Annotated in this window: 16 protein-coding genes; 9 read left to right on the top strand and 7 right to left on the bottom strand. The window is 57.8% G+C overall.

The window, feature by feature from the left end; genetic code table 11:
• Window positions 1–13 precede the first annotated feature (13 nt).
• The 6 genes from U8U68_RS09220 to U8U68_RS09195 form a co-directional block, all read right to left on the bottom strand.
• The gene (locus U8U68_RS09220) at window positions 14–1,273 is read right to left on the bottom strand and encodes an aminopeptidase P N-terminal domain-containing protein (protein ID WP_322200521.1); all 1,260 of its coding nucleotides are present in this window, start codon (window positions 1,271–1,273) and stop codon (window positions 14–16) included.
• A 39-nt stretch (window positions 1,274–1,312) separates the two neighbouring features.
• The gene (locus U8U68_RS09215) at window positions 1,313–3,337 is read right to left on the bottom strand and encodes a glycoside hydrolase family 31 protein (protein ID WP_322200520.1); all 2,025 of its coding nucleotides are present in this window, start codon (window positions 3,335–3,337) and stop codon (window positions 1,313–1,315) included.
• A 319-nt stretch (window positions 3,338–3,656) separates the two neighbouring features.
• Complete coding sequence (locus tag U8U68_RS09210; RefSeq protein WP_322200519.1) at window positions 3,657–5,567, bottom strand: glycoside hydrolase family 127 protein; 1,911 nt, start codon at window positions 5,565–5,567, stop codon at window positions 3,657–3,659.
• A gap of 200 nt (window positions 5,568–5,767) precedes the next feature.
• Window positions 5,768–7,612: a type 2 periplasmic-binding domain-containing protein gene (locus U8U68_RS09205; protein WP_322200518.1), complete on the bottom strand. Its 1,845-nt coding sequence runs from the start codon at window positions 7,610–7,612 to the stop codon at window positions 5,768–5,770.
• A gap of 284 nt (window positions 7,613–7,896) precedes the next feature.
• A complete protein-coding gene (locus U8U68_RS09200; protein WP_322200517.1) occupies window positions 7,897–8,865 on the bottom strand; it encodes a carbohydrate ABC transporter permease in 969 nt (322 codons plus the stop codon).
• Window positions 8,866–8,886: 21 nt separating this feature from the next.
• Window positions 8,887–9,819 (bottom strand): ABC transporter permease, encoded by a 933-nt coding sequence (locus tag U8U68_RS09195; protein WP_322200516.1) that lies wholly within the window; start codon window positions 9,817–9,819, stop codon window positions 8,887–8,889.
• Window positions 9,820–10,604: 785 nt separating this feature from the next.
• On the opposite strand from U8U68_RS09195, the gene U8U68_RS09190 reads away from it, so the two are divergent.
• Together U8U68_RS09190 and U8U68_RS09185 are read left to right on the top strand one after the other, a co-directional pair.
• The gene (locus tag U8U68_RS09190) at window positions 10,605–11,666 is read left to right on the top strand and encodes a LacI family DNA-binding transcriptional regulator (protein ID WP_322200515.1); all 1,062 of its coding nucleotides are present in this window, start codon (window positions 10,605–10,607) and stop codon (window positions 11,664–11,666) included.
• Between the two features lie 39 nt (window positions 11,667–11,705).
• On the top strand, window positions 11,706–12,632 hold the full coding sequence (locus tag U8U68_RS09185; protein ID WP_322200514.1) for a DUF1848 domain-containing protein: 927 nt from the start codon (window positions 11,706–11,708) through the stop codon (window positions 12,630–12,632).
• Window positions 12,633–13,285: 653 nt separating this feature from the next.
• Here the strand turns inward: U8U68_RS09185 and U8U68_RS09180 are convergent.
• On the bottom strand, window positions 13,286–14,137 hold the full coding sequence (locus U8U68_RS09180) for a helix-turn-helix transcriptional regulator (protein ID WP_322200513.1): 852 nt from the start codon (window positions 14,135–14,137) through the stop codon (window positions 13,286–13,288).
• Window positions 14,138–14,703: 566 nt separating this feature from the next.
• On the opposite strand from U8U68_RS09180, the gene U8U68_RS09175 reads away from it, so the two are divergent.
• The 7 genes from U8U68_RS09175 (at window position 14,704) to U8U68_RS09145 (ending at window position 26,110) form a co-directional block, all read left to right on the top strand.
• The gene (locus U8U68_RS09175) at window positions 14,704–16,983 is read left to right on the top strand and encodes a pyruvate formate lyase family protein (protein WP_322200575.1); all 2,280 of its coding nucleotides are present in this window, start codon (window positions 14,704–14,706) and stop codon (window positions 16,981–16,983) included.
• On the top strand, window positions 16,973–17,860 hold the full coding sequence (locus U8U68_RS09170; protein ID WP_322200512.1) for a glycyl-radical enzyme activating protein: 888 nt from the start codon (window positions 16,973–16,975) through the stop codon (window positions 17,858–17,860). The genes U8U68_RS09175 and U8U68_RS09170 overlap by 11 nt, the downstream gene beginning before the upstream one ends.
• Before the next feature lie 166 nt (window positions 17,861–18,026).
• Entirely contained in the window at window positions 18,027–22,082 is a 4,056-nt protein-coding gene (locus U8U68_RS09165; protein WP_322200511.1) for an efflux RND transporter permease subunit, read from the top strand.
• A gap of 312 nt (window positions 22,083–22,394) precedes the next feature.
• Window positions 22,395–23,453, top strand: a complete 1,059-nt coding sequence (gene mutY / locus U8U68_RS09160) for an A/G-specific adenine glycosylase (RefSeq protein ID WP_322200510.1) — start codon at window positions 22,395–22,397, stop codon at window positions 23,451–23,453.
• Window positions 23,454–24,044: 591 nt separating this feature from the next.
• Complete coding sequence (locus U8U68_RS09155) at window positions 24,045–25,148, top strand: SGNH/GDSL hydrolase family protein (protein ID WP_322200509.1); 1,104 nt, start codon at window positions 24,045–24,047, stop codon at window positions 25,146–25,148.
• Window positions 25,149–25,157: 9 nt separating this feature from the next.
• Complete coding sequence (yfbR, locus tag U8U68_RS09150) at window positions 25,158–25,814, top strand: 5'-deoxynucleotidase (protein ID WP_322200508.1); 657 nt, start codon at window positions 25,158–25,160, stop codon at window positions 25,812–25,814.
• Between the two features lie 104 nt (window positions 25,815–25,918).
• The gene (locus U8U68_RS09145; protein WP_322200507.1) at window positions 25,919–26,110 is read left to right on the top strand and encodes an alpha/beta-type small acid-soluble spore protein; all 192 of its coding nucleotides are present in this window, start codon (window positions 25,919–25,921) and stop codon (window positions 26,108–26,110) included.
• Window positions 26,111–26,242: the final 132 nt, after the last annotated feature.

Raw genomic sequence — 26,242 nt, 5'->3', positions numbered from 1 at the left:
CCGCTCCCCATGCTTAAAACGCCACGAAATTCTGGCGCATGGTGTCCTCAATGGCCTCTATGGTCCGGGGCGTGCAGGCCGAGAGGTTCTCGCAGCCTGTCTCGGTGACCAGGCAGTTATCCTCCAGTCTAAAGCCAATGCCCAGCTCCTCATGATAGATACCGATGTCCACGCAGAACACCATGCCCGGGCCAATCACCTCTGGGACCTCCACCACGTCGTGAACGTCAAAGCCCACGTGGTGGGCCCCGCCGTGCCACATGTACCGGCCGATGTTTTTCACGTCATCCAAAAGTCCCGCGTCCTTCATCAGCCGGGCGCAATACCGGTGGGATTCGCCGTCTACATCAGCCATTTTCATCCCCGGCTTAATGATGCCAAACATGTGGTCCGAGGTCGCCAGAGCCATCTCATAGAGCTGCCGCTGGCGGTCGTTAAACTTGCCGTTGCAGGGCCAGCCCCTGGAAACGTCAGTGATCATATGGTCATACCAGGCCCCTACGTCATTGAGGACCATGTCCCCATCCAGGGCCTGGCCCTGGTAGGCGTAGTAGTGAATGCAGAAATTGTTTTTCCCCGCGGAGATAATAGAGGGGAACCCTGGCCCCTGGGGCCCGTATTGGCCCAGGGCATAGTCGAACACCGCCTTGTACTGGTACTCGTACATGCCGGGCTTCGAGGCCCGCATCATGGCGGTGATACCCGCTGAAGTAATCTCTTCCGCCTTTCGCAGGGCCGCGATTTCACAGGGCTGCTTAATAGTGCGCAGCCGGCGGATCAGGGCGTTGGCGTTCTCCACCCTTAGGTAGGGGTAATCGCTCTGTACTCGCTTGAGCAGCAGGTGGGCGGGCTCATCCCGGTCAGAGGGAGAGGCCCGGTACAGGTCCAGGTATAAGTGCTGAAAGCGTCCGCTGGCAGCCAGCCGGTGCAGCTCGGCCTGAAACTCACCCACCAGGCCGATGCTCTCTATGCCAGAGAGCTCTGCCGCCTGGTCCGGCTGAATGCGTTTCCCAGTCCAGCGCTCGGCCATCAGATCCGGGGGCAGCAGATAGACCTTTTCCGTCACCTGGCCGGCACTGTCTTTTTGGGCAATCAGGGCGGACTCCTTTTGGTCCAGGTTGGTCAGGTAGAGGAAGTTGCGGTTGGTGTAGAAGGGGTAGAACTCATCATTGGTCTTGCGGACCTCCATGCCGGAGAAGAGGACCAGCAGGGAGCCCGGCTTCATCTGTTCGTATAGACGCCGGCGGTTACCGGCGTAGAAATCTTTGTTCATGAGAAAGTGCCTCCTGTCAAGATATGTCGATTTTATATTTTAATGGAAAACGGGGAAGGAGTCAAGGGCCTTTATCCACTCCTGGTGGGTTCCCTCTCGCAGGAACACGGGAATCACCTCCAGGGGGGAGCTGGCGGTCACGGTTTGGCCGCCCTCATAGCGGGCCCCGTCGTGCAGGCTGGTCCACCCGCACCCGGCGGGCAGGTACACGGTTCGCTCCGCAGCCCCCGGCTGGGTTACCGGGGCTACCAGCACATCCGGGCCAAAGCAGTACTGGTCTGTCAGCTCCCAGCACTTAGCGTCCTCCGGGAACTGGTAGAACATGGCCCGCATCACCGGCGCGCCGGTCTGGTGGGCCTCCCGCATTAGCTGGCGCACATAGGGCCGCATGGTCTCCCGGAAGAGCACATACTTCCGCAAAATCTGATAGTTTTCTTCCCCAAAGCTCCATATCTCATTGTCGGCCCCGGCGTGCATCACCTTGTCCCCGGCCTTATTATAGATCATCTTGGAGGGGACCCGGTCGCCGTGCAGGCGCATTACCGGGCAGAAGGCGCCAAACTGAAACCACCGCACCAGCAGCTCTTGAAAGGCTGGGTCTGTGGGGTCGCCGCCGGAAAAGCCGCCAATGTCTGTGGTCCACCAGGGGATGCCCGCCAGGGAGATGTTCAGGCCCGCGCAGATCTGCCGCCGGAAGTCCACCCAGGTGCTGTCAATGTCCCCGGACCACACCAGGGCCCCATACCGCTGGCTGCCAGCCCAGGCGCAGCGAATCAGGTTGACAATGTTCTTCTGCCCCGCCTGCTCCATGCCCTCGTAAAAGCCCCGGGCATACAGCTGGGGGTAGATATTGCTCACCCGGGAGGCGTTGCCCAGGTGATAGCGGTAGTTGTCAAAATCGCACACCCCGTACTCGGGCTCCGCCTCGTCCAGCCAGAAAATGCGGATGCCGTAGTCGTAGTAGTTCTTCTTGCACTTCTCCCACACATAGGCCCGGGCCCGGGGGTTGGTGGCGTCGTAAAAGGTGCTGTCCTCCGGCCACTGCATGGTCACCTGGTTGCCCCGCTCGGCACGCACCAGCAGGCCCTGCTGGCGCATTTCCTCATAGTTCTCGCTGGTCAGGGCAATTTGCGGCCATACAGAGACCATCAGCTCCACGCCCATTTCTTTCAGCTCGTCCACCATGGCTTTGGGGTTTGGGAAAAACTCTGGGTCAAAGCGGAAGTCCCCCATCTTGGGCCAGTGGAAGAAGTCCACCACAATTACGTCCAGGGGCAGGCCCCGGCGCTTGTACTCCCGGGCCACCTCCAGCAGCTGTTCCTGGTTCCAGTACCGCAGGCGGCACTGCCAAAAGCCCAGGCCGTACTCGGGCATCATGGGGGCGGTACCCGTTACCGAGGCGTAGCGGGTAATGATTTCGGCGGGGCTGTCCCCAGCGGTAATCCAGTAGTCCGCCTGACGGCTGGCGTCGGTCTGCCACTGGGTAAAGTTTTTGGCAAAGGTGGCCTTGCCCACGGCGGGGTTGTGCCACAAAAAGCCGTAGCCCCGGCTGGAGAGCAGAAAGGGCACGCTCACCTGGGTGTTCCGCTGGGACATCTCCACCACGCTGTACTTTAGGTCCAAATATTCCTGCTGATACTGGCCCATGCCGAAGAGCTTCTCGTCCTCCGGGGCCTCGAAGTTTAGGGTCAGCCGGTAGTCGCCCCCAGGCAGGGGGATAAACTCCCGGGCGTACTTCTTCAGGCCGCCGTAGTTAAAGGCCTCTTCCAGCAGAAGTTTGCCCTCTTGATTATAGTAATGAACCCGGCAGTTTCGGAACCAGGGGTCATAGTCCAGCTCGGCGCGAATTTTGCCGTTGGTGATGCTGGCCCGCTGGTCCTCCACCTCAATTTGAACTGGGCCATGGGCGGGGGGATTGGGCAGCAGGGCAAAATCATCGTCCAAAATATCTCCCATCATTCGGGAGCGCAGCCGAAGGCTGTCCGGCCCCCAGGGCTCCAGAACCAGAGTCTCGCCATTGCCCCGCCAGACCAGGGCGCCGTTTTCCTTAAAAAAGCGTTGCATAGAAGGAACTCCTTTAAAAATATAGAATAGAAACAAAAGATGAATACACTGCGCCGTGAAAGGGCGTTAGGCCCCTTCCGGGTGGGAGACAGAGCCCCGCGGCCTTGCTCTGTCCCTTAAAAACGCATTACAGGGAAGGACACTTGCCAGAAAAAGCGCCCTTCAGTACCCGCCACCATTAGAACTCCCCAAGCAAGAGCCTTGACCGGCCCAAATGCGTTAACATGATTTTTGGGCAGATAAGGCCCCTCTTGGGGCGGCCCGGCACGGGTGTGGATGTTTTATCTGGCGGCTATATTATCTTTTTTTGCCGCTTTCTCTATCGGGCGTTCATCCACACCAACATTTCCCCCAGGCCCCGATTGTTCCATAGGAAGTAGGGAATTAGCTTCAGCTCTGCATTTACCCGGGCGCTGGGAGCCGGGCTATATAGTTGGTCCTCCGGCCACTGGTTTGGGTCGGGGCGGGTGCCCTTTACCTTCAGCAGGGTAATGCCCCCAAAGAGCGGGATCTCTTCCGCTGTGGGAGCTATGCCCATATCCACTGTAAAGCTGTTCAGCAGGGGGCCGTTGTCCGCCTCTTCCGCACAATATACCAGGGGCCCCCGCAGCACCGCGGCCTTGCCGCAATCCTCGGTAACCCGGGGGTTGGCCTGGACAAACTGGGCCTCCATGGCAAAGCTCACCTGGTAGGTGCAGCCGTCCTTTGGCTCTAGTCTTGCGTAGCCCTTTTCAATGTTAAGGTTCAGGACCGTGCCGCTCTGGGATACGGTAAAGTTTTTGGCATACTCCGGCACCCGCAGATATAGGGTGACCCCCTCTGGCCCGTAGTAGGTAATGGAGGCCGCGCCCTGCCAGGGCATGGAGGACTGGCAGCAAAGCCGGACCGTGCCCTTATCTGTCTCCATCTCCGCACTGTGGCCCACATACAGGTGCTGGTAGATGGCATTCCCCTGCTGGGTATATACATAGCCCCCCAGGCCGCACAGAGTACGGATTACGTTGGGCGGGCAGCAGGCGCAGCCAAACCATTTTACCCGTTCCGGCTCCACAGACTCGTGGTCCCGGCGGTACTTGGCCACGTCCGGCTTCAGCTGTAGGGGATTCACGTAGAAGTAATGCTCCCCATCCTCGGAGATGCCGCTAAGAACATTATTGTACAGGGCCCGCTCCATCACGTCCGCATAGCGGGAATCTGGCTCCAGGCGCAGCATCCGCAGGGCCCACATGGCCAGGCCAATGGCCGCGCAGGTCTCGGTGTAGCAGGTGTCATTAGGCAGGTCGTAGTCAATGGTAAAGCGCTCTCCGTCTCCTTGAGACCCCACGCCTCCGGTAATGTACATCCGTCGGCCTGTCACATTGCGCCACAGGTCCTCCAGGGCCGCCTTTAGGGTGGGGTCGCCGGTCTCCAGGGCTACGTCCGCCGCCCCGGTGAAGAAGTACATGGCCCGCACCGCGTGGCCCTCGGCGGCCTTCTGGTCCCGAATTTTGGCATGGGCCTGGTGATAGTCGGGGCCCAGCCAGCGGTCCTTGCCGCTGAGCTCTAAAAAGCGGTCCTCTTCCATAAATCCGGGCTTTTCGCCTCGATTTTCCACAAAGTACTGGGCAAGGTCAAAATAGACCGGCTCCCCGGTGGCCCGGTAGGCCTTCATCAGGGCCAGCTCCAGTTCCTCGTGGCCCGGGTAGGAGTCGATCTGTCCCTCTCCCTTGCCAAACACCTGGCGGATAAGCCGTACATTTTTCTCCATCACCTTCAGTAGCCGGTCGCTGCCAGTAACGGTATAGTAGGCCACGGCGGCCTCCAGCATATGGCCCGAGCAATACAGTTCGTGGCCATGGGCAATCTCCCGCCACTTTTTGTCTGGTTTTGCCAGAATATAGTGGGTGTCCAGGTAGCCATCGGACTGCTGGGCTTTTTCAATAATGTCAATCGCCTCTTCCAGGGCGGCCCGGACTTTCGCAGAATCATGGTAGATCAAGCTAAAGGACGCGGCCTCCATCCACTTGGCCAGGTCGCTGTCTTGGAACTGATAACCGGAGAACTCCCCCTCTTCCATTCCAGCGGCAATTTTAAAGTTCATCACCGCGTGGCTGGGGGCGGCGCCGGGCTCTTGGTCGTTAAGGACCCGCCACTGGTAGGGCACCACGTTTTCTACTGCGTTGCGGATGCGTTTGTTCCAGAAACCGTCGTCCACTTTGATGTTTTTCAGGTTGATGTCTTGGTAAGGCATGGTGATTTCCTTTCTGGGTAAAAATTTTCTTATGATAAATCTGCCCAAGAGCTTTGGGGGCAGGGGAGTGAGGGCTCACAAAGCGGCCAGGCCACAGGAGCCATGGTGTTTATTAAGCAGCCAGCCCGCGCCGCCAAAAAAGGAGACGCGGGCTGGTCACCAGCTATAAGACAAATGAAAATTGTGTTGACTTAGTTGACTTAGTTGCCTTCCATCTTGGCCCTGTTCTTATCCAGGGCTGCCTGCTGGAACGCCACCAGGTCGTCTAGACCCATGGCGTGCAGGTCGTTCTTCATCTTTTCAAAGAGCTCTACGCACTCTTCCTCGGTGTTGGCCATAACCACCTGCACCCATGCGCTGGAAATGCAGTCCGCCACGTCCTGGTTGATCAGCTGCTCGGGGTCGTCCGGAGAGAAGCTCAGGGTCCACAGGGTCTGGTCCCACAGATAAGGCGTGGAGGTCTCATAGTGGGACTGCATGACCTTGTTGCCAGGGGCCAGCTTGTCTTGATCCAGCTGGCTGAAGTCGCCAATGGGGTCCCACGCGTTAATCTTCACCACAGGATCGGCCCAGCCCTCGCCGGGGTTGTCCATCTTGTCCTCGGGGGTATAGCCCGGGGCCATCATCCAGTAGTTAAAGCTGCCCATGTCCTCTTCCCAGCTATCCCACAGGAAGGTATCATCGCCCTCTTTACCGTACCAGTACAGGTCGCTGAACTTAGCGTCTCCGTTCTCGTCAATGCTCCAGGCCCGCTCTTCGCCCTCGGGACCCATGGTAACAAAGGCCAGGCCCAGGGGGGTAACCTCCCAGTTCCAGTATTTCATCACGTTTTCAGGGTTCTGGCACTTGTCGGTAATGATGCAGCGGGTGGTGCGGATAAAGTTGTCGGAAATCAGGGCGGGGGTGGCGTCGCCTTCTTGGAAGGTCACGCACTGCATGCGCTTCTCAATGGTCCAGTCGTCCTCGGTGGACATCCAGATCTGGTGGCCGCCCACGTGGTTGTGCCACCAGGTGCCAATGTTGCCGGCCACGCGCTCGTTGGACATAAAGGCCACAGAGGCGTCGTAGTCTTTGGTCTGGAAGTCGGGGTCAATGAGGCCGTCACGCCAGAACTGGTTGATATATTTTGCCACCCGCAGGCCCTCTTCGGTGTCCACCCAGTAGGCAATGCTCCCGTCGTCGTTCAGCTTGTAATAGTGGGTAATGGAACCGCCGCTGGTGTTTACACCGCCGCTGACGCCGAACAAGCCCAGGTAGGCCAGAGGAGTCTTATAGAACTCCTCGCCCTTCTCAGAGAAAGCTGTAAAGCCATAGACCTTTTCGCCCGCGTCATTGGTGGGGTGGTTTTCCACGATCTTCTTGATGGTCTCATAGTAGCTGTCAAAGCTGTCGTACAGGGGCAGGCCGGTCTCCTGCTGCCAGTCCCAGCGCACCGCAAAGTCACGGCCCATGCCGTCGGTGGTGTGGCCCCAAGAGTGGGCCAGCTTAAAGATCTTACCCTCGTCGTCCCGCATTAGGTTCAGGTACTTGCCATAGCCGCTCACAATATTCTGGCCGTACTGGTCCAGAAGGTCGTCCAGCTGCTGGGCACGGCCCTGGTCGATGAAGGTTTCGGCCATAGCGTCCGGCATGCCGGAGATCACGTCCGGGTAGTCGTTGCCAGCCAGCATCAGGTTCAAGCGCTCGGTGGGGTCCTGCTTGTAGACGATGCGCTCAATCTCCACATTGAACTCATCCTTTAGCACCTGGGCGGTCTCGGCCAGGCGCTCGTCCTCTTCGTCCTGGGCCATGGTGCCGTCGTCCGCATAAAAGTAAGAGAACTTCAGGGTCTCGGCGGGCACTTCCCAGCCGTACTTGTTGGTCTCGCCAGTGGGGGCGGAATCGCCGCCGCCGCTCTCTGTAGAGCTGGAGGAAGCGGAGGAAGCATCCGTCTTGGAGGACTCCGGTGTGGAGCTCGAAGAGCCGCTGTCTCCGCCGCAGGCCGCCAAAGCCAGAACCAGCGCCAGGGCCAGTACCAGGGCGAGAATGCGTTTTGTCTTGCTCATAGTTTGGTTCATCCTTTCTGTTTTTGTGATGTTCAGCCGGACAGTCCGGCTGCCTCTATTCAAAACTGCCAAGCAATAGAAGCCGTTTGAAGACAGGGCGCGGAGGCGTCTAGTGTTCCAGAGAAACCGTAAAAGTTTTGCCGTCCTGCCGGTTGGGTTGGCTGGAAGCTAGAAAGCATGGTTCGGCGCAGGATGATCAAGGCTCTGCCTTGATCATCCACAAGGGAACTGTTCCCTTGTCCCATTAACGCTTCGCGTCTTGCCAAAAAACCACCCGTGCCGCTTTATCCCTTTACCGCGCCAATGGAAATACCCTTTACAAAGTACCGCTGGAAGAAGGGGTACACGCACACAATGGGAATGGTTACAATCATAGTGGTGGCTGCCCGCATGGACTGCGTGGAAATGCGGGACACCTGGCTCTTTACAGCGTCCGCGCCCACTGTGGCGTCCTGCATCAGCTTTTTAATCTTGTCAGACTCTATGAGGATGTCTCGCAAAAGCATTTGCAGGGTGTCATATTTGCCGGAAGAGTTGTACAGCATGGTGTCAAACCAGGAGTTCCAGTGGCCCACAGCGGTCATCACTGCCAAAGCGGCAAACACGGGCACGCACAGGGGAGCCACTACCCGGAAGAAGATAGTTACCTCTCGGGCTCCGTCAATCCGGGCCGACTCGGTCACTGCGTCGGGCAGCCCCTCAATGTAGGAGGCAATCAGCATCATATCATAGGCCCCAATAAGCCCTGGCAGCCAATAGACCGTGAAAGTCTCTAAAAGGCCAATCTTGGTATACCACAGGTAAATGGGAATCATGCCCCCGGATATGTACATTGTGATAAGGAACATGGTGCGTAGAGGCCGGTGGAAGGAGAAGAACTTTACGGTAGTAATATAGGCTAAAAACCCGCTGCATATTAGGTGGGTAATGGTGCCCACAAAAACCCGCAGCAGAGACCACATCACCGCAGAGCCCAGGCCCTCGGACTTCAAAATGTAGTCATAGTTATTGAGAGTGAACATCCGGGGGAAGAAGTACAGACCGCCCCGCTGGGTATCAATACCGTCATTTAGCGAGACAATCAGCTGGTTCCAGAAAGGGTAGATCATCACAAAAATCAGCAGGATCATAATAATCACGTTTACCACGTCGAAAACTTGGCTGGAAACAGTCTTTTTTGCCAGCCGCAGCCGCCCGTTGGCGGCCGAGTGGGTATTGGCATGGCTGGACTTACTGGATTTGCTGAAACGCATAAGCTTATTCCTCCTTTCCCTTTAAAATATAGACATGCTCATGGTCTTTTTTGAGATCCAGTTGGTGACAAACACCAGGGTGAGGCCAATCACAGACTTCATCAGCCCCACGGCAATGGCAAAAGAATGCCGCCCCATCTGTACGCCGAAGCGGTACACGTAGGTGTCGATAATATCCCAGTATTCCCGGGTGGTGGGCTGGCCAATGAGCAGATGCTGCTCGTAGCCAATATTCAAAATGCCGCCAATGCCCAAAATGAATAGCAGCACAATGGTGGGCAGGATACTGGGCAGGGTGATATGCTTTACCATGCCCCAGCGGCCCAGGCCATCCACAGCGCCGGCCTCATATAGTTCCTGGTCAATGCCCGCGATGGCAGACATGTATAAAATGGTGCTGTAGCCAATGTTTTTCCAGATGTTCACAATGGTAATCATGCCCCAGAAGTACTTGCCCTCTTGCAAAAACAGGATGGGCTTTTCCAAAAGGCCCAAGCTCATCAGCACCTCGTTTACCACGCCCTCACTGCTAAGTGTGGCGGTCAGGATGCTGGCCACCACCACCCAGGACACAAAATAGGGCAGGTAAGAGATAGTCTGGGTCACACGCTTTAGCTTGGAGCTGCGCAGTTCGTCAAAGAGCAGGGCCAGCGCAATGGGGGCGACAAAGCCGACTGTGGTGTTTAGTCCGCCGATAATCAGGGTGTTTCGGATGATGGTGCCCGCGTCTTTGCCCTGGAAGAAAGCGGCGAAATGCTTTAGCCCCACAAACCGGTCCCAAGAGAGGTCCCGGCCCGGTACATAGTCGAAAAACGCATACACAATGCCGTATAGGGGAATGAGGAAGAACACCACCCACCATATAATGCACAGAACGCTCCAAAACCAGAGCTCGCGCTCTCGTACGAACCTTTTGAACAGCCTACCCTTTTGGCTTGGCGATTTTTCCGCCATAGTCCGTTCCTCCTTTTGCGGATTTTTCCAGAACTCTCCCGGGGGTTCTGGCAAGGGCTTTTTGCCAGTCCGGCCAAAGGCCCGGGGGAATTTTCTGGTCCAAAACTTGAATCGTTTCAATTTGTTTTGTAAAAAACCGCTCATTTGTGAGAAAGCTCGTTACCGCCTCCCAAGACCCCCCAAGGGTTTTTCGCCGGTTTTGCTACCTTTTTTCCAGAACAGCTAGGGCGATTGGGCATGTTTTCTCCAAAACAGGTCAGGGGTGTAGCACACTCATTAAAACGTTTCAAGTTTTAGGATAAAGTTTTACTCTTTTTTGGCTATAATAATATCACAGGGGGAAAACGATGTCAACCTTTTTTCCGTCTTTTCCAAAAAAATTCCACTTTTTCCCTGACTTACCACTTCTGGCACAAGGATATATAAGATAGCGCTTGCAAATTTTCTGGGCCTATGCTATACTACGAACATTATGGATTTTTCTGAAATTTGAAACGTTTTATCAGCCGCTTGTCCGTTCCATGGGGCATACCTGTGTTTTCCTGATATTTAAGGAGCGGCTTTTCCTTAAGGCACCCCCGCACCATTCGCGGGTGGCGCCTTAAGCACCGTCTTGCTTGCAGATTTTCCGTGATAGGGCACAGCTTTCGCTGGTCAATGGTGAGATGGACGGCGCTCAATCTGTACCCTCTGAAGAAAAATCTGACTGCGCAATACGGTACTTAGAATTCTGCGGTATTGCCTTAAAAAAACGGTTTGTTTGAGAAACCAAGGAGGTGGTTCTTTTGACCATCAGTACCATCAACGATGTGGCTGCCCTGGCTGGTGTTTCTGTGGCCACGGTGTCCAATGTGATTAACCGCAAGGGGACCACCGCACCAAAAACCGAGGCCCGGGTGCGGGCTGCCATTAAGCAGCTGAATTATATCCCAAACACGCTGGCCAAGGATCTAAAAACCAGCCGGACCAGCACCATTGGAATTGTTGTGGAGGACATCGGGGCCTTCATGACCGGGCAGATTATAGAAGGAATCTCCGCTGTGTGCGAGGCCCAGGACTTTGCCCTGAGTCTATATAACCTGCGGCTGGAGCACCTGGCCCTTTTACAAAAGTACGTGGAGTATGATAAACTGGTCTGTCTGCCAGAGTTCCGGCATTCTGTGGAGCTCAGTGTTACCAGCCTGCTGGCCTCTCGGGTCAGCGGCCTGATCTATGTGGGCCTGCACCCTAGGGACGTAGAGGGGATTTTACCAGAGCTGCCTTTTCCCGTGGTATACGCCTACTGCTTTACCAAAAGCGGGGACGACTATACGGTAAACTATGATGATTATCAGGGGGCAAAGCTGGCTGTGGACTACTTGGCTGGACTAGGCCACCAGCGGATTGCCCTAATCTCCGGGCCGATCAATTCCATTCCCACCCACCGGCGGATGCAGGCCTATACCGAGTCCTTGATGGAACACGACCTGGTTTTTGACCCAGCCTATGTCTGCACAGGCAGCTGGGGGTTTAGCATGGGATACGAGCAGTGCGGCAGGCTGCTGGACCTGCCCGCGCCCCCTACGGCCATTTTCTGCATGAACGATCCCATGGCCTTTGGCGCCATGAAAGCAGCCCATGAGCGGGGTGTTCGGGTACCAGAGGACCTTTCTCTGCATGGTTTCGACAATGACAGTGCCTCTGGCTTTGTGATTCCCGCTCTAACGACCATTGATCTTCCGCTTGCCCAAATGGGGCGGGCCAGTGCCAAGATCCTGTTGGATCTTATGGCGGGGCGGCAGGCGGACAATCCCAGAATCTTGCTGCCATGCGCCCATATTCCCAGGCAGTCTACAGCCAGGCCGTGAGGCCTTTTCAACAAATGAATGCCGGTAAGGAGGGCCCCCATGATTCTCAGCGCCAGCCGCCGCACGGACATCCCTGCCTATTATACTTCCTGGCTGCTCCACTGTTTTCAGGCCGGAGAGGTCCTGGTGCCCAATCCCATGAATCCCCAGCAGATCCGCCGGGTGGATCTTTCTCCTCAGGCGGTGGAGGGAATTGTGTTCTGGACCAAAAACCCCGCTCCCTTGCTGCCCCGGCTGAAGGAGCTGGAGGACTACGCCTATTATTTTCAGTTTACCATTACCTCTTATGGTCAGGACGTAGAGCCCGGGGTGCCCAATAAAGGCCAAAAGCTGATCCCAGCTTTCATTCAGTTGGCGGAAAAGCTGGGCCCCGACCGGGTGATCTGGCGGTACGACCCCATTTTCCTTAGCCGAAACTACAGCTTTGCCTATCATGTCCATTATTTTGGAGAGCTGACCCGCCGCCTTGCCCCTTATACCCGCCGGTGTACCATCAGCTTTTTAGACTTTTACCGGAACACCGCCCGGGCTATGGAGCCCCTGGGCCTGGTGGATTTTTCCCAAGAGGAACAGCGCCGGCTGGCCGGTGAGCTGGCCCGGATTGCCCACAGCTGTGGCCTGGCCATAGATGCCTGCGCCGAGCCCATGGACCTAAGTGCCCTGGGGATAGAAAGGGCCCGCTGCGTGGACCCGGCCCGCTTTGCCGGGCCCTGGGGCGCGGCCCGGCCGGTGAAGAAGGATAAGAACCAGCGGCCAGAGTGCGGCTGTGCCCAAAGCGTGGACATTGGCTGCTACGACACCTGCGCCCACGGCTGCCTGTACTGCTACGCCTGCCACAGCTCCAAGGTTCTGGCCAAAAACCGCGCCAACCACTGCCCAGAAGCTCCCATGCTTATAGGATGGCCCAGAACAGAGGATAGAAATATGGGAAAACAGCTGAAGCAAAATTGTTTTGAGACTTCATAAGGATGCAAGACGATGGGCTTCTACATCCACAGGAAAGAAGCTAAGGCATTCATTGGGGAGAAGGGCCGTGGCTTATAAAACTTATTCATAGAATATAGAGGAACGGCGGAGCAACAGGGCTTCGCCTTATTTGTTTTTAAGGTGGGAAACCCATTGGCGTGCCTCTTTCTGGGCTTTAGAAGCCTGTTTAGCATCGGGGCGCACATAGCTGGCATATTTTTCACCATAGCACCCAAACTTTCGCTTGCTTGAAGCCCAAGACCACAGAATGGTCTAGGGCTTGTTTGAAAAATCGAAAACGTCGTCTTTTTTGGCCAGAAGAGGCCACTTTCTACGTCGAAAATCCTCGTCAATCGCCAGAGTGACGTAGTTAGCGCAGCTAACTACAGCGGTTCTTCTCCTTGAAATTGTCCCCTTCTGGCCAAAAATTCGTCATTTCCTCTATTTTCAAACAAGCCCTAATTGGCGGCATTCAATTTAAACACTCTGGCGAAACATCTGACCTTGCAATCTATGCGGGCCTAGATACTAAACAGGCTTTTAGACTAAGAGGCGGCTTGGCGGTGAATCCCGTTTTGGATTTGATCTTCTATAAAAAATCAATATAGTGGAAAAACCCGTCAATGTAGCAGTGGATTTTATCCTAAAAAAGCTTATAATGAGGATGAACTTCCGGCGCTTTGGTGTAAAAAGGCGTCCCGGTACTTTTTAGGCGGATAGCCGTAGCGGGCGGTAAAGAGACGATAAAAATGGCTCTGGCTGTTAAAACCGCACAGCCCGCCCACCTGGGCGGCGGGGACCTCTCCGGCCAGCAGCAGGTCGCAGGCCAGCTCCAAGCGCTTGGTGTTGATGAACTCGGTGGGGGTAGCCCCCAGGTACCGGCGGAACAGCCGGGTCAAGTGCTCCTGTGAGAAGTTGGCCAGCCGCAGCAGCCGGGGCAGGCCGGGGACAAAATTTTCCGGCCGGTTCATCTCCTCAATCAGCTGGGAGAACCAGGGGGGAAAGGGCGGCTCTTTGGGCGGACCGCTTAAAAACGCCCCCACCAGCCCGGGGAACAGCCCCAGCACATAGAGGGCCAGGTCCGGGGCCGCAGTGGGCGCCTCTAACAGGCGGCGGGCGGTGTCTGCCAAGACCCAGCCGGAAAGGACCCGGTGGGGCGGCAGCGCGGGAGCCAGGAATACCCGCTCCTCTACCGCCAGGTAGGTGCAAAGGCGGCGAAAGGCGGCGGCGGGTATTCCGGCGCTGAGCAGCTCGAAGTCGCTGCCGTCCAGGGGCTCGTACTTATGCACGTCGCTGGGGCGGATGAGCACTAGGGAGCCGCCGGTGAGGATTTGGGTCTGGCCGTTGACCACGTGGATGGCGCTGCCGTTTGGCACCAGGAAGAGCTCGTAGAAGTCGTGGGTGTGGAGACGGTAGGTGGAGTGTACGCCCCGCTGGTGGAGGACGCCGGCCTCGCCTTGGCGGAAGCCGGATTCGGTCAGATGGAGCAGAACAGGCTCGTCCATAGAGGGGCCTCCCATGCAAAGAGTTTGCTTTATTATAGTCGCCCGCCCCACAAAAAGCAAGTAAAAAGGCGCGAAGCGCCGTGGGGTCAAGGGGGCGGTTGCCCCCTTGCGGGGTGGAGGGACAGAGTCCCTCCCCGCCGGAGGCGGCCTTAAAGAAGCGGCATGTAAAGAAAAAGCGGCGCGAAAGAAACCCGAAAGTAAAGGCCCAAACCCCAAGCGGCCCACCAGCCGGAGGGGAAGCACAGCCATCGCGCCGCCAAAAAGTAGCGCCTTTCGCAGCTGCCGCGCAAAGTCGCGGCAGCTGCGAAACAGCGGCCCCCACCCCACAGCGCCCCAGAGCGAAGGCCCTTAATCAGCAAAAACCTACCGGCAAAAAGCGCCGGCAGAAAAACTTAACAGAAAAGAGAGCGGCAAAAGCGCCGACAGAAAGACCCAGCAGAAAAGAGAGCGGCAAAAAGCGCCGGCAGAAAGACCCAGCAGAAAAGAGAGCGGCAAAAAACCACCCAGCGGAAGAAACAAAGCACCACCCTAAAATGCACCCCCCAATATCCCAGATATAAAATGAAATAAAATCTCAAAGGAGGAACCTGACCATGTATAAAACCCCAATTCAAAAGCTCCGCGACGCCCTGGAGTTCTCCCGGGTCTACCGGGAAAACGAGGGCGACATCTACCTGCGGGAGGCCCGCTGCATGGACCTTCAGCTGAAAAACATTCTGGTCCCTATTGACGAAAACGACGGCGTTGCCGGCCGGTACGAACACGGCTACCTGGGCTTTACCTCTCAGGTGGGGGGATACTCCGCCATGGTGGGGGGCTGCTATACCTATTATTTTAACGAGTTCGAGTTTGCCCAGGCTCTGGGCCAGTGCGGGGACCAGCTGAGCGCCCAGGAGGTGTACCAGTGCCAGGCCCTGCAAAACTATTGGCACGAAGAGCACACCGCCCGCAAGCTGGACCTGGCCTTTGCCAGCCGCTATGGCTACGTGCCCCCCAAAGGCTACGCCAGCCCCGGGGTGGGCAACTGCGACTGCCGGGTGGCGGGCACCAACCTGGACTTTGAAAAGCTGATTCAGCTGGGCTTTGACGGCCTGGACCGGGAGATTGACGGCATGGTACAGCGCCGGGGGGAGAACTCCTTTTATACAGCGCTGAAAATGTGGACCCAGAGCCTGCGGCAGGCCTGCGCCCGCTACCAGGCCCAGGCGGAGGAACTGGCCCAAAAGGCCGGGGGCTCCGCCGCCAAGGGGCGCTTTGAGCGGATGGCCCAGGCCCTTTGCCACATACAGCATAACCCGCCGGCCACTTTCCTGGAGGGCGTGCAGCTGATGTGGATTTACTCCGTCAGCTGCGACCTGATGAACTACAGCCGCATGGACGACTATCTGGGTCCCCTGTACGCCGCCGACCTGGACGCCGGGCGCATCACGGAGGAAGAGGGCGTAGAGATCATTCTCTACCTATATAAACATTTTAAGGAGATCAACAAGATCCACGACTGCCGGGTGATCATCGGCGGGGTGGGCCGCCGCCACCCGGAAGAGGCCGACCGGCTGGCGATGGCGATTATGGAGGCCTCCCGGCGTTTTCGGGAAACGGTGCCCCAGCTGACCCTGCGGTACTATACCGGCATGAGCGAGGCGGTGTTCCAAAAGGCCATGGAGGTCAACGCCGAGGGGACCACCTTCCCCATCATCTATTCCGACGACACCAACGTGCCCGCCGTGGAGAAGGTCTACGGCGTCAGCCGGGCCGAGGCGGAGCAGTACGTGCCCTTTGGCTGCGGCGAATATGTGCTGGTGGGCTACAGTGTGGGCACCCCCAACAACGGCATCAACGCCCTAAAGGCCCTGGACCTGGCCCTGCACAACGGGGTGGACTCGTACCACGGGGTGTTCTGCGGGGAGAAAACCGGCGGGCTGGATGAGCTGGACAGCTTTGAAAAGCTGTATGGCGCAGTGATGGGCCAGCTGCGGCCGGTGATTGAGAAGTACGCGGTGCAAAAGTATTTGAACTATCAAATCGCCGGGGAGGACGCCCCCTACCTGCACCTGAGCCTGCTGCTGGACGACTGCATCGCCCGGGGCAAGGCCGCCTTTGAGGGGGGCGTGCGGTACCTGAACGCCTCTAGCGAGATGTTCGGCATCATCAGCTGCGCCGACAGCCTGACGGCTATCAAACAGCTGGTCTATGAGGAGAAGCGCCTGACTCTGGGCCAGATGGTGGAGGTTTTGGACCAGGACTTTGCGGGCCATGAGGACGTGCGCCGCCTCTGCCTGGACGCCCCTAAATACGGCAACGACCAGGAGACGGCCGACGCTATGGCCGTGCGGCTGTTCGGCGACCTGGGCCGCATGACCAGCCAGGCCGGGGAAAAAGCTGGGCTGCACAGGTATAATATTGTCAGCGTGAACAACTCCATGAGCGCCGAATGGGGCAACTTCTGCTCCGCCTCGGCCTGCGGCCGCCACAAAGGCGCGCCTATGGCCAACGCCAACGGACCCTCTATTGGGGCGGATAAGTGCGGCGTCACCGCCCTGCTGAACTCCATGTCCAAGTTTGACAATACCAAACACGTGGGGGTCATCAACAACGTGCGCTTTACCAAGGAGCTGTTCGCTGGGGCCATGGATAAGGTGGGCGCGGTGCTGAAAGCCTTTTACCAGAACGGCGGCGTGCAGACCAACCTGTGCGTGGTGGGCAAAGAGGACCTGGAAAACGCTATGGTCCACCCGGAAAACTACCAGAACCTGCTGGTGCGCATTGGCGGTTTCTCCGCCCGGTTCGTCACCCTGAACCCCATCGTCCAGCGGGAGATCATTGAGAGGACTACCTATGGAGCCTAAAACCACTGGCATTGTGTTCGATATTCAGCGCTTCTGCGTGTACGACGGCCCGGGCATCCGCACTACGGTGTTCCTAAAGGGCTGCAATATGCGCTGTGCCTGGTGCCATAATCCTGAGAGCTTCTCTCCCCAGCCCCAGCTGTTGTACCGGCTGGAGAAGTGCGCCCGCTGCGGGGCCTGTACCGCCTGCCCCCAGGGGGCCCACCAGGTGGGGGAGGCCGGGCATGCTTTCCATCGGGAAAAATGCGCGGTCTGCGGGCACTGCGCGGGCCTCTGCCCCAACGGGGCCCTGGAGCTCTCGGGCCGGGAGATGGACGCCGCCCAGGTGATGGCAGAGGTGGACAAAGACGCCAAGTACTACCGGTCCTCGGGGGGCGGGGTGACCTTCTCCGGGGGAGAGGCCTCGGTGCAGTTCAACTTTTTGACAGAGCTGCTGTCCGCCTGTAAGGAGCGGGGCTACCACACCGCCCTGGAGACCAACGGCCTGGTGGCCCCAGAGCGGCTGAAAGCCCTGGCGGAGGGGACGGATTTGTTTTTGCTGGATTTCAAGCACAGCGACCCCCAAGAGCACAAGCGCTGGACCGGGGCCCCGCTGGAGCCGGTGCTGGATTCTCTGGCCCTGCTAGACCAGATGGGCGCCCGGGTGGCCCTGCGCTGCCCCATTATTCCGAAGGTTAACGACCAGGAGGAGCACTTCGCGGCCATCCGGGGGCTGCGAGAGCGGCACGGCTGCGTGGAGAGCGTGGAGATAATGGCCTACCACGACATTGGCAAAACCAAGTGGGAGGCCCTGGGCCAGGACTATGCCCTGGCAGAGCTAAAGACCGTGCCGCCAGAGAAAAAACGCCAGTGGCAGGAAAAGGCGGTATTGCCTTAAAGGAAAGAGCCGGATTGTCCCCAGGGCCGCCCGGCTCTTTTGCTATGCCAAAACTTTTACAAAAAATTCATCATTCCTGGGGCAGGGAGGATTATAATTTAAACCAGTTGCGTAAATCGTATTTTTGAACCCGTGAATAGGGGTTCTTAGAGAGAGGAATGGTTCCATGTTCTCAAAATTCAGTGTAAAAAAGCCCCTCACCGTTTTGGTGGGCGTGGTCATGGTTCTGGTGCTGGGGGCGGTGGCTTTTTCCCGCATGACCCCGGACCTGCTGCCAAACATCAACCTGCCCTACGCGGTGATTGTCACCGCCTACCCCGGCGCTACCCCCGAGGAGGTGGAGGACCAGGTGACTAGGCCCATTGAGCAGACTATGGCAACCCTGGACCATGTGGAGGAGATCACTTCTGTATCCAGGGAAAATTCCTCTCAAGTTATGCTACAGCTTACCGATGACGCGAATATGGATACCCTTACCGCGGACATCCGGGAAAAACTGAACTCGGTCTCCGGCAGCTGGGACGACACGGTGGGAACCCCTTACATCATGAAGATCAACCCCAATATGCTGCCTGTTACCGTGGCCGCTGTGGAGATGGAGGGCATGGACAACATTGCCCTGACCAACCTGCTGGACAATGAGCTGCTGATGAAGCTGGAGGGCATTGAGGGCGTGGCCGGGGTGTCTGTCAGCGGCAATGTGGAAGAGCAGGTTGCCCTGGAGCTGCGCCAGGACAAGATCGACGCGCTGAACGCCAAGATGAAGCAGAAGCTGGACCAAAAGTTTGGCGAGGCCCAGGAGGAAATGGACCAAAGCGGCCAGGAGATTGAGGACGGCCTGCGGGAGACCGAGGAGAAGTCTGATGAACTGGCGGGCCAGCGGGCCCAGCTGGAGCAGGGCCAAGAGCAGCTGACCCAGCAGACTGGCCAGGCCCAAGGGCAGCTGATCTCCCAAAAGGTGGAGATTGAGTCTGCCAAGGCCCAGATGAAGGCCCAGCTTTCCACCATGGACCAGAACCTGGAACAGCTGAAAAAGTCCCAGGAACAACTGAACACCCTGAAAACCTCCCTGGAGGAGCTGCAAGCCCAAGCGGGGGCTTTGGACCAGGCTGTGGCAGGCTTGCAGGAGCTGGTTACCTCTTACACCGCGCTACAGGGCCAGGTTGCCGCTTTGGAAGAGCAGATGGCGGCCCTGGACCCGGAAACTGAGGAGTATGCCGCCTTGCTAGCCCAGCTGGAGCAGCTAAAGGGCCAGCTGGCCGCTGTGGAGGCTGGCCTGGCTGGGCTGGGGGTTACCCCAGAGGAGGCCCCGGCCCGGCTGGAGGAGCTGACCGCTAACAAGGCGAAGGTAGACCAGGCCCTACAGGAAGCCCGGGCTATGGCCAGCGCCGCAGGGGCCGACCCGGATAACCTTTCTGCCGCGCTGGAGGAACTGGAAAAGAATTTGAGCCAGCTTACCGCCGGAAAACAGCAGCTGCAAGGCGCTCTTTCCCAGCTGGAAAGCGGCGGGCTTACCGTGGACCAGGCACTGAAAGAGCTTTCCCGGCAGCAGGCCAATGGCATGATGCAGATCAGCGCCGGGCTCTCCCAGATTTTGGCGGGCCAGTCTGCTCTTTCCTCGGCCCAGACCCAGCTGGAGGCTGCCCGGGACCAGCTGGACACTGCCCGAGAGGACTTTGACAAGCAGAAGGAGGCGGCCTATAAGGCGGGAAAGCTGGATATTACCATGGAGATGGTGTCCACCATCCTTAGCGCCCAGAACTTCTCTATGCCCGCTGGGTATATTGAGGAGGAAGGCGGGCAGACCCTGGTACGGGTGGGCGACAAGCTGACGGACCCCGAAGAGCTGGCGGGGCTTCTCCTGTTTGACACTGGCAGCGAGGGCATTGGCAAGGTGTACCTGCGGGATGTGGCGGACGTGGCCCTGGCGGACAACCGTGGCCAGGTGTACGCCCGCATCAATGGCCAAGACGGTCTTTTGCTGTCCTTTACCAAGCAGTCTACCTACTCTACAGCCCAGGTCTCCCGGAATATTCTGGACCGCTTTGAAGAGCTCTCCGCCGCCCAAGAGGGGCTGAACTTTACGGTGCTCTCGGACCAAGGGGACTATATTTACATTGTGGTGGACACCGTGCTGCAAAACCTGCTGCTGGGCGCGGGGCTGGCGGTGGTGATTCTGTTGTTCTTCCTTAAGGACATCCGTCCCACTGCGGCCGTGGCCTTTTCCATTCCCATCTCTCTGTTGACCGCTGTGGTGCTGATGTACTTTTCGGGCATCTCTCTCAACGTCATTTCTCTTTCCGGCCTGGCGGTGGGAGTGGGAATGCTGGTGGACAACTCGGTGGTGGTCATTGAGAACATCTACCGCCTGCGCAGCGAAGGGGCCTCTGCGGCCAAGGCTTCGGTGCAGGGGGCGGTGCAGGTCACAGGGGCCATTATTGCTTCTACCTTTACCACGGTCTGCGTGTTTTTGCCTATCGTGTTTGTGGAGGGGGTCACCCGCCAGCTGTTTACGGATATGGCCCTGACCATTGGCTATTCCCTTTTGGCCAGCCTCTTTGTGGCGGTTACCCTGGTGCCTGCCCTCACCTCCACCACCTTGCGTACGGTTCGGGTGAAAGAGGACCGGGTGTTTAACAAGCTCCTTAGTGGCTATGGGAAGCTGGCGGCCGTCTCTCTCCGGCATAAATGGGCGGTTCTTGGGCTTTCTTTGGTGTTGCTGGTTGCCAGCGTGGGGCTGGCCCTTTCCCGGGGCTTTCTGTTTATGCCTGCCATGAGCGGAAACCAGATTACGGTTAGCTTTACCATGCCCGGTGAAGAAGAGGAGGCCCCCAGCTTTGAGGAGCGTACTGCTATGGCGGACCAGATTATGGAGCGCATCCTGCCCCTAAACTGCGTGGAGACGGTGGGGGCTATGGCTGGCGGCGGAGGGACCGGCATGATGGGCATGACGGCCGGCGGAGACGGGGCGGTGTCCATGTACGTGATCTTGGACCAGAGCGCCGGGCTGAAAGACAGCGAGGCCGCCAAGGAGATTGAGGCGGCCTGCGAGGACCTGGACTGTGAAGTAACGGCCCAGGGAGCGATGGACATGAGCGCGTATATGTCTGCCATGAGCGGCTCGGGGGTGGAGATGAAGCTGTACGGAGACGACATGGACGCCCTGATTGACGCGGCCAATGAGGTCGGCGAGCTGGCCGCCGGAGTGGAGGGCATTGAGGAAAGCGCCAGCGACCTGGAGGATAGCACCCCTGAGCTGCGGGTGGTGGTGGACAAAAACAAGGCCATGGAAAACGGCCTGACCACGGCCCAGATCTACCAGGCGGTCAGCGGGGCCATTACTGGGGACGCGGTGGCTACCAGCATGAATATTGGCGGCTATCCTGAGGATGTGCTGGTGGTACACCCCAAAAACGGCCAGATGAACGAGAGCTACTTAAAGAGCCTAACGGTTACCGCCACGGACCGGACCACCGGCGAGACCCAAGAGGTGCCGCTGATTCGGGTGGCGAAGTTTGAGGAGCGCCAGAGCCTAAATGCCATTCAGCGGGAAAACCAGAACCGAGTGCTTACTGTTACCGCCACCCTGGAGGAGGGGCAGAATGTCAGCCTGGCCACCCAGGCGGTGGAGCGGGCTCTGAAGAGCTACACCCCGCCAGAAGGGGTCCGGCTGGAAATGGCGGGAGAGAACGAGACGATTATGGAGGCCATGGGGCAGCTGGTGCAGATGGGGCTTTTGGCCATCCTGATTATCTACTTGATTATGGTGATCCAGTTCCAGTCTCTTTTGCTGCCCTTTATCGTAATGTTTACCATTCCCCTGGCCTTTACCGGCGGATTTTTGGCCCTGTACCTGTGCGGCATGGAAGTGAGCGTGGTATCTATGATCGGCTTTATCATGCTTTCAGGTATTATTGTAAATAACGGTATTGTGCTCATTGATTACATCAACCAGCTGCGGCTGGAGGGCATGGAGCGCCGGGACGCTATCCTGCTGGCGGGACGCACCCGTATGCGGCCTATTTTGATGACCGTGCTCACCACTGTGCTGGGACTGCTGTTTATGGCCCTGGCCACTGGCATGGGGGCCGAGATGATGCAGCCTGTGGCAGTGGTGTGCATTGGCGGCCTACTGTACGCCACGCTGATGACCCTGTTCGTGGTACCCGCTATGTACGACCTGCTGTCCAAAAAAGAACTGCGCAAAGTAGACATAGACTAGGGCTGGTTTGAAACATGGAAAACGCCGTCTTTTTACCCAGAAGCGGCCCTTTTCCGCGTCGAAAATCCTCGTAAAACCGCAAGGATTCCTTGCGGTTTTCTCCTGGAAGCGGACCACTTCGGGTCAAAAATCCGTCATTTCCTCTATGTTCCAACAAGCCCTAAGAATTCGTGTGAAGTATTGCGAAGAGTTGGCGGGGATGGAGGGTCTGCCGGGGGGCCAAGAGACTACCCAACCATGATTTTGTATGTACAGGGAAAGCAGGCCCTATATCAGCGCCAATAATGAAAAATTCCAAAAGGAGGTCCCCCAATGACAGAGCTCCAACAGCTGCCCGCTCCCCTAATGGCGTGGTACCGGGCCCATGCCCGGTCGCTGCCCTGGCGCAGCGACCCTACCCCTTACCACGTGTGGGTCTCGGAAATCATGTTGCAGCAGACCCGAGTGGCCGCGGTGCTGGGGTACTACGCCCGGTTTATGGAAGCCCTGCCAACCATACAGGATCTAGCGGCCTGTCCCCAGGACCGGCTTATGAAGCTTTGGCAGGGGCTTGGCTACTATAGCCGTGCCCGAAACCTGCAAAAGGCTGCCCGCCAGATCGTGGAGGAGCTGGGAGGGGAAATTCCCGCAGAACCCAAAGCGCTGCGGACCCTGCCCGGAGTAGGAGAGTACACCGCCGGGGCCATTGCCTCTATTGCTTTTGGCAAGGCGGTCCCCGCTGTGGACGGCAATGTGCTGCGGGTGGTCAGCCGCCTGACCGGCGACTGCCGGGAGATGGACGCACTCCCTATAAAACGGGAGGTGGCCAGAGCCCTGGCGGCGGTAATGCCCCAAGAGCGGCCCGGAGACTTTAACCAGGCCCTAATGGACCTGGGGGCCATGGTTTGCCTGCCGGGGGGCGAGCCTTTATGCGGCCAATGCCCGGCCATAGGCTTCTGTGTTGGATATCGAGAAGGCAGCGCCCGGGACCTACCAGTGAAAAAGCCCAAAGTCCCCCGGAAAGTAGAGGAGAGGACCGTGTACCTGATCTTTCGAAAGGGGAGGGTGGCCTTGCGCAGGCGCCCCGAGCAGGGGCTTTTGGCTGGCCTGTGGGAGTACCCCAATGAGCCCACGCCCTGGCCTTGCCCCGTGAAGGGGGAACGGCGGCCCGCAGGACAGGGCAGGCATGTGTTCACCCACCTGGAGTGGCACATGGAGGCCTGGGCTGTGCGGGCAGTGGAAGAGGCCCTGCCAGAGGGCTGGGCGTGGGCTGAACCAGAGGAGCTAGCCGGAGCCTATGCGGCGCCCAGCGCCTTTAGAGCCTTTGCCCAGGTGGTGGAGGCGGAGCTGGCGGAAGAAAAGCCTTGCAATGGCCGGGACCCGATATTATAATGAAATAAGGGAACCCTAGAGTCTGCTTGAAAACTCCGAAACAGGGTCTGTTTTGCCCAGAAATGGTGGCTTCGGCCTCAAAAACCCTGGAAAGGCGCCAGCATTTCTCCGATTTTAAAACAGACTCTAAGGGATTCCTGTCGTGAGATAAAAACTAGGGCCTGTTTGAACATAGAGAGAAAAATGAATGCTTGACCTGGGGAGGTCCATGGCAAGGAGAATCCCGCAAGTCAACCTTAGGGCTTGTTTGAAAATAGAGGAAATGACGAATTTTTGGCCGGAAGGGGACAATTTCAAGGAGAAGAACCGCTGTAGTTAGCTGCGCTAACTACGGCAATCGCGCGATTGACGAGGATTTTCGACGTAGAAAGTGGCCTCATATGGCAAAAAAGACGACGTTTTCGATTTTTTAAACAAGCCCTAGCGGTGGACGAGGATTTTCCACGCGGAAAGGGGCCTCTTCTGGGCAAAAAGCCGGCGTTTTCGATGTTTCAAGCAAGCCCCAGCCCAACTGAACCGCCCGGGCAAATCCGCGCGAAAGGAAAAATCATCTTAGGGCTGCTTGCAGCCCTAGGAACAGAGGAGAGAAAGATGTTGAAAGAGTACAAGTTGACAGAAATCAATCAAAAGTGTCTAAAAGTGTGGGGCCGCGGTTCCGGCCGGTTGGATCCCCTGCCGGTGTTCTGGACCGGCGGCGGCATTGAGCTGAACGTGAAAGCCGCGGAGCTGTGGGTAGAGGTAGAGACCGGATCGGCCCTGTATGAGACCTGGGCCGCCGTGCTGCTGGACGGGGACTTGATCAGCCGCCAAATGCTGCCCGGAGGGCGCGGCTGGGTGTGCCTCTTTCGGGGCATGAACCCCAACACAGTGAAAAACCTGCGCCTGCTGCGGGAGACCCAGGCCATGCCCCATGACCCGGAAACCAGGCTGTTTATCCACAGTATAAAGACGGATGGCAGTTTGGAGCCCGTAGCGGAGCGGCCCTATAAAATTGAGTTTGTGGGGGACAGTATTACCACTGGCGAAGGGCTGGTAGGGGCTAAAGAAGTGGAGGACTGGGTACCCATGATCGCGTCGGCGGTATACGGGTTTCCCCAACTGGTGAGCGAGGCCGTGAATGCCGAGTACCGGGTGGTCTCTCAAAGCGGCTGGGGGGTCATCAGCGGCTGGGATAACGACCCCAACAGCGCCCTGCCCCCCAAGTATTGCGCTGTGTGCGGCCTGGTTACTGGCGGGCCCAATGTGGAGCTGGGGGCGTATGAACCCTACGATTTTGCAGGATGGCCGGCGGACGCGGTGGTGGTGAACTTGGGTACCAACGACGGCGGGGCCCTAAGCCAGCCGGAATGGACAGACCCTGCCACAGGCGAGACCTTCCGGCAGACCGCGGATCCGGCGGGCCGGGCGGCGTTCCAAAAAGGTGTGACAGACTTTTTAAAACTGCTGCGGGAAAAAAATCCCGGGGCCTGGCTGGTGTGGGCCTACGGCATGTGCGGCCCGCTGATGTCCCTGTCTATCCGAGAGGCCATCTGCCAGTACCAAGAAGAAACCGGCGACCGGCGGGTTACCTTTATCCTGCTGCCGGATACTACAGAAGAGACGCTGGGATCTCGGGAACACCCAGGGAAGAAGGCCCACGAGAACGCCGCCCGGGTGCTGGCCGAAAATCTAAAGGCCCTTTTGGCCAAGAGCTGAGGCGCGGCGATGTACCACTTTTTTGCCATGTTGTCTAGAATGAAGTACATCAACCGCTGGGGGCTGATGCGTAACACCCGGGATGAAAACATCAGTGAGCACAGCCTGGAGACCGCCTTGATTGCCCATGCCCTGGCGATGATTGGGAACCAACACTTTCAAAAAAATTACGATCCCCAGCGGGCGGCTGCCCTGGCCCTGTTTCACGATGCCACGGAGATCATTACAGGGGACCTGCCCACTCCAGTGAAGTACCACTCGGAGGAGATCCGCCGGGCCTATGCCCAGGTAGAGGAGGTGGCCCTGGAACGGCTGGTGGGCCTGCTGCCCGAGGAACTAAGGGACAAGTACCGGGAGCTGCTGACTATGAGCGCCCCGGGAGATGAAGCGCTGAAACCCCTGGTAAAGGCAGCAGACCGGATCTCGGCCTTGATCAAGTGCATGGAGGAGCGCCAGAGCGGCAACCAGGATTTTCGAGAGGCCGAGCGGGGCACCCAGAAGGCCCTGGAGGAGATGGCGCTGCCCGAGGCGGAGTTTTTCGCCAGGGAGTTCCTGCCCAGCTATCAATTGACCCTGGACGAGCAAAACTACTCTTCCACAGCCGGGGTGGAAATTGCAGAGGACGCCCAGATGGTTTTCGCCAAAGCGTTGAGGCAAAAGCCCTGACAAAGCCGCGGATTTTTGCAAATTTTGACAGACATATTCTCGGAGTCGGGACCCACAATAGTTAATGCAAACGCGAAAAAACTTTTTTGAAGGAGACGAGAATCATGAAAAGCAATTCTGTTATGGTCCCCGAGGCCAAGGAAGCGATGGAGCGTTTTAAGATGGAGTCCGCCTCTGAGGTGGGCGTGAACCTGAAGCAGGGCTACAACGGCGACATTACCGCCCGTCAGGCCGGTTCTGTGGGTGGCCAGATGGTGAAGAAGATGATCGAAAGCTACGAGAAGGGCCTGAAGTAAGGCTTCCTGAATCGTAAAAGAGGGCGCTTTGCCGGTTTTTTCCGGCAAAGCGTTTTCTTTTTCCTAAAATAGTAAGCCCCTGCGGGCCGGTTTTATGCTGGAATACAGGGAGGGCTGGCTCAAAAAATTATA

It is taken from the genome of Acutalibacter intestini (assembly GCF_034334985.1).
Classification (GTDB): Bacteria; Bacillota; Clostridia; order Oscillospirales; family Acutalibacteraceae; genus Acutalibacter; species Acutalibacter intestini.
This window is presented reverse-complemented; position numbering and strand designations above follow the sequence as displayed.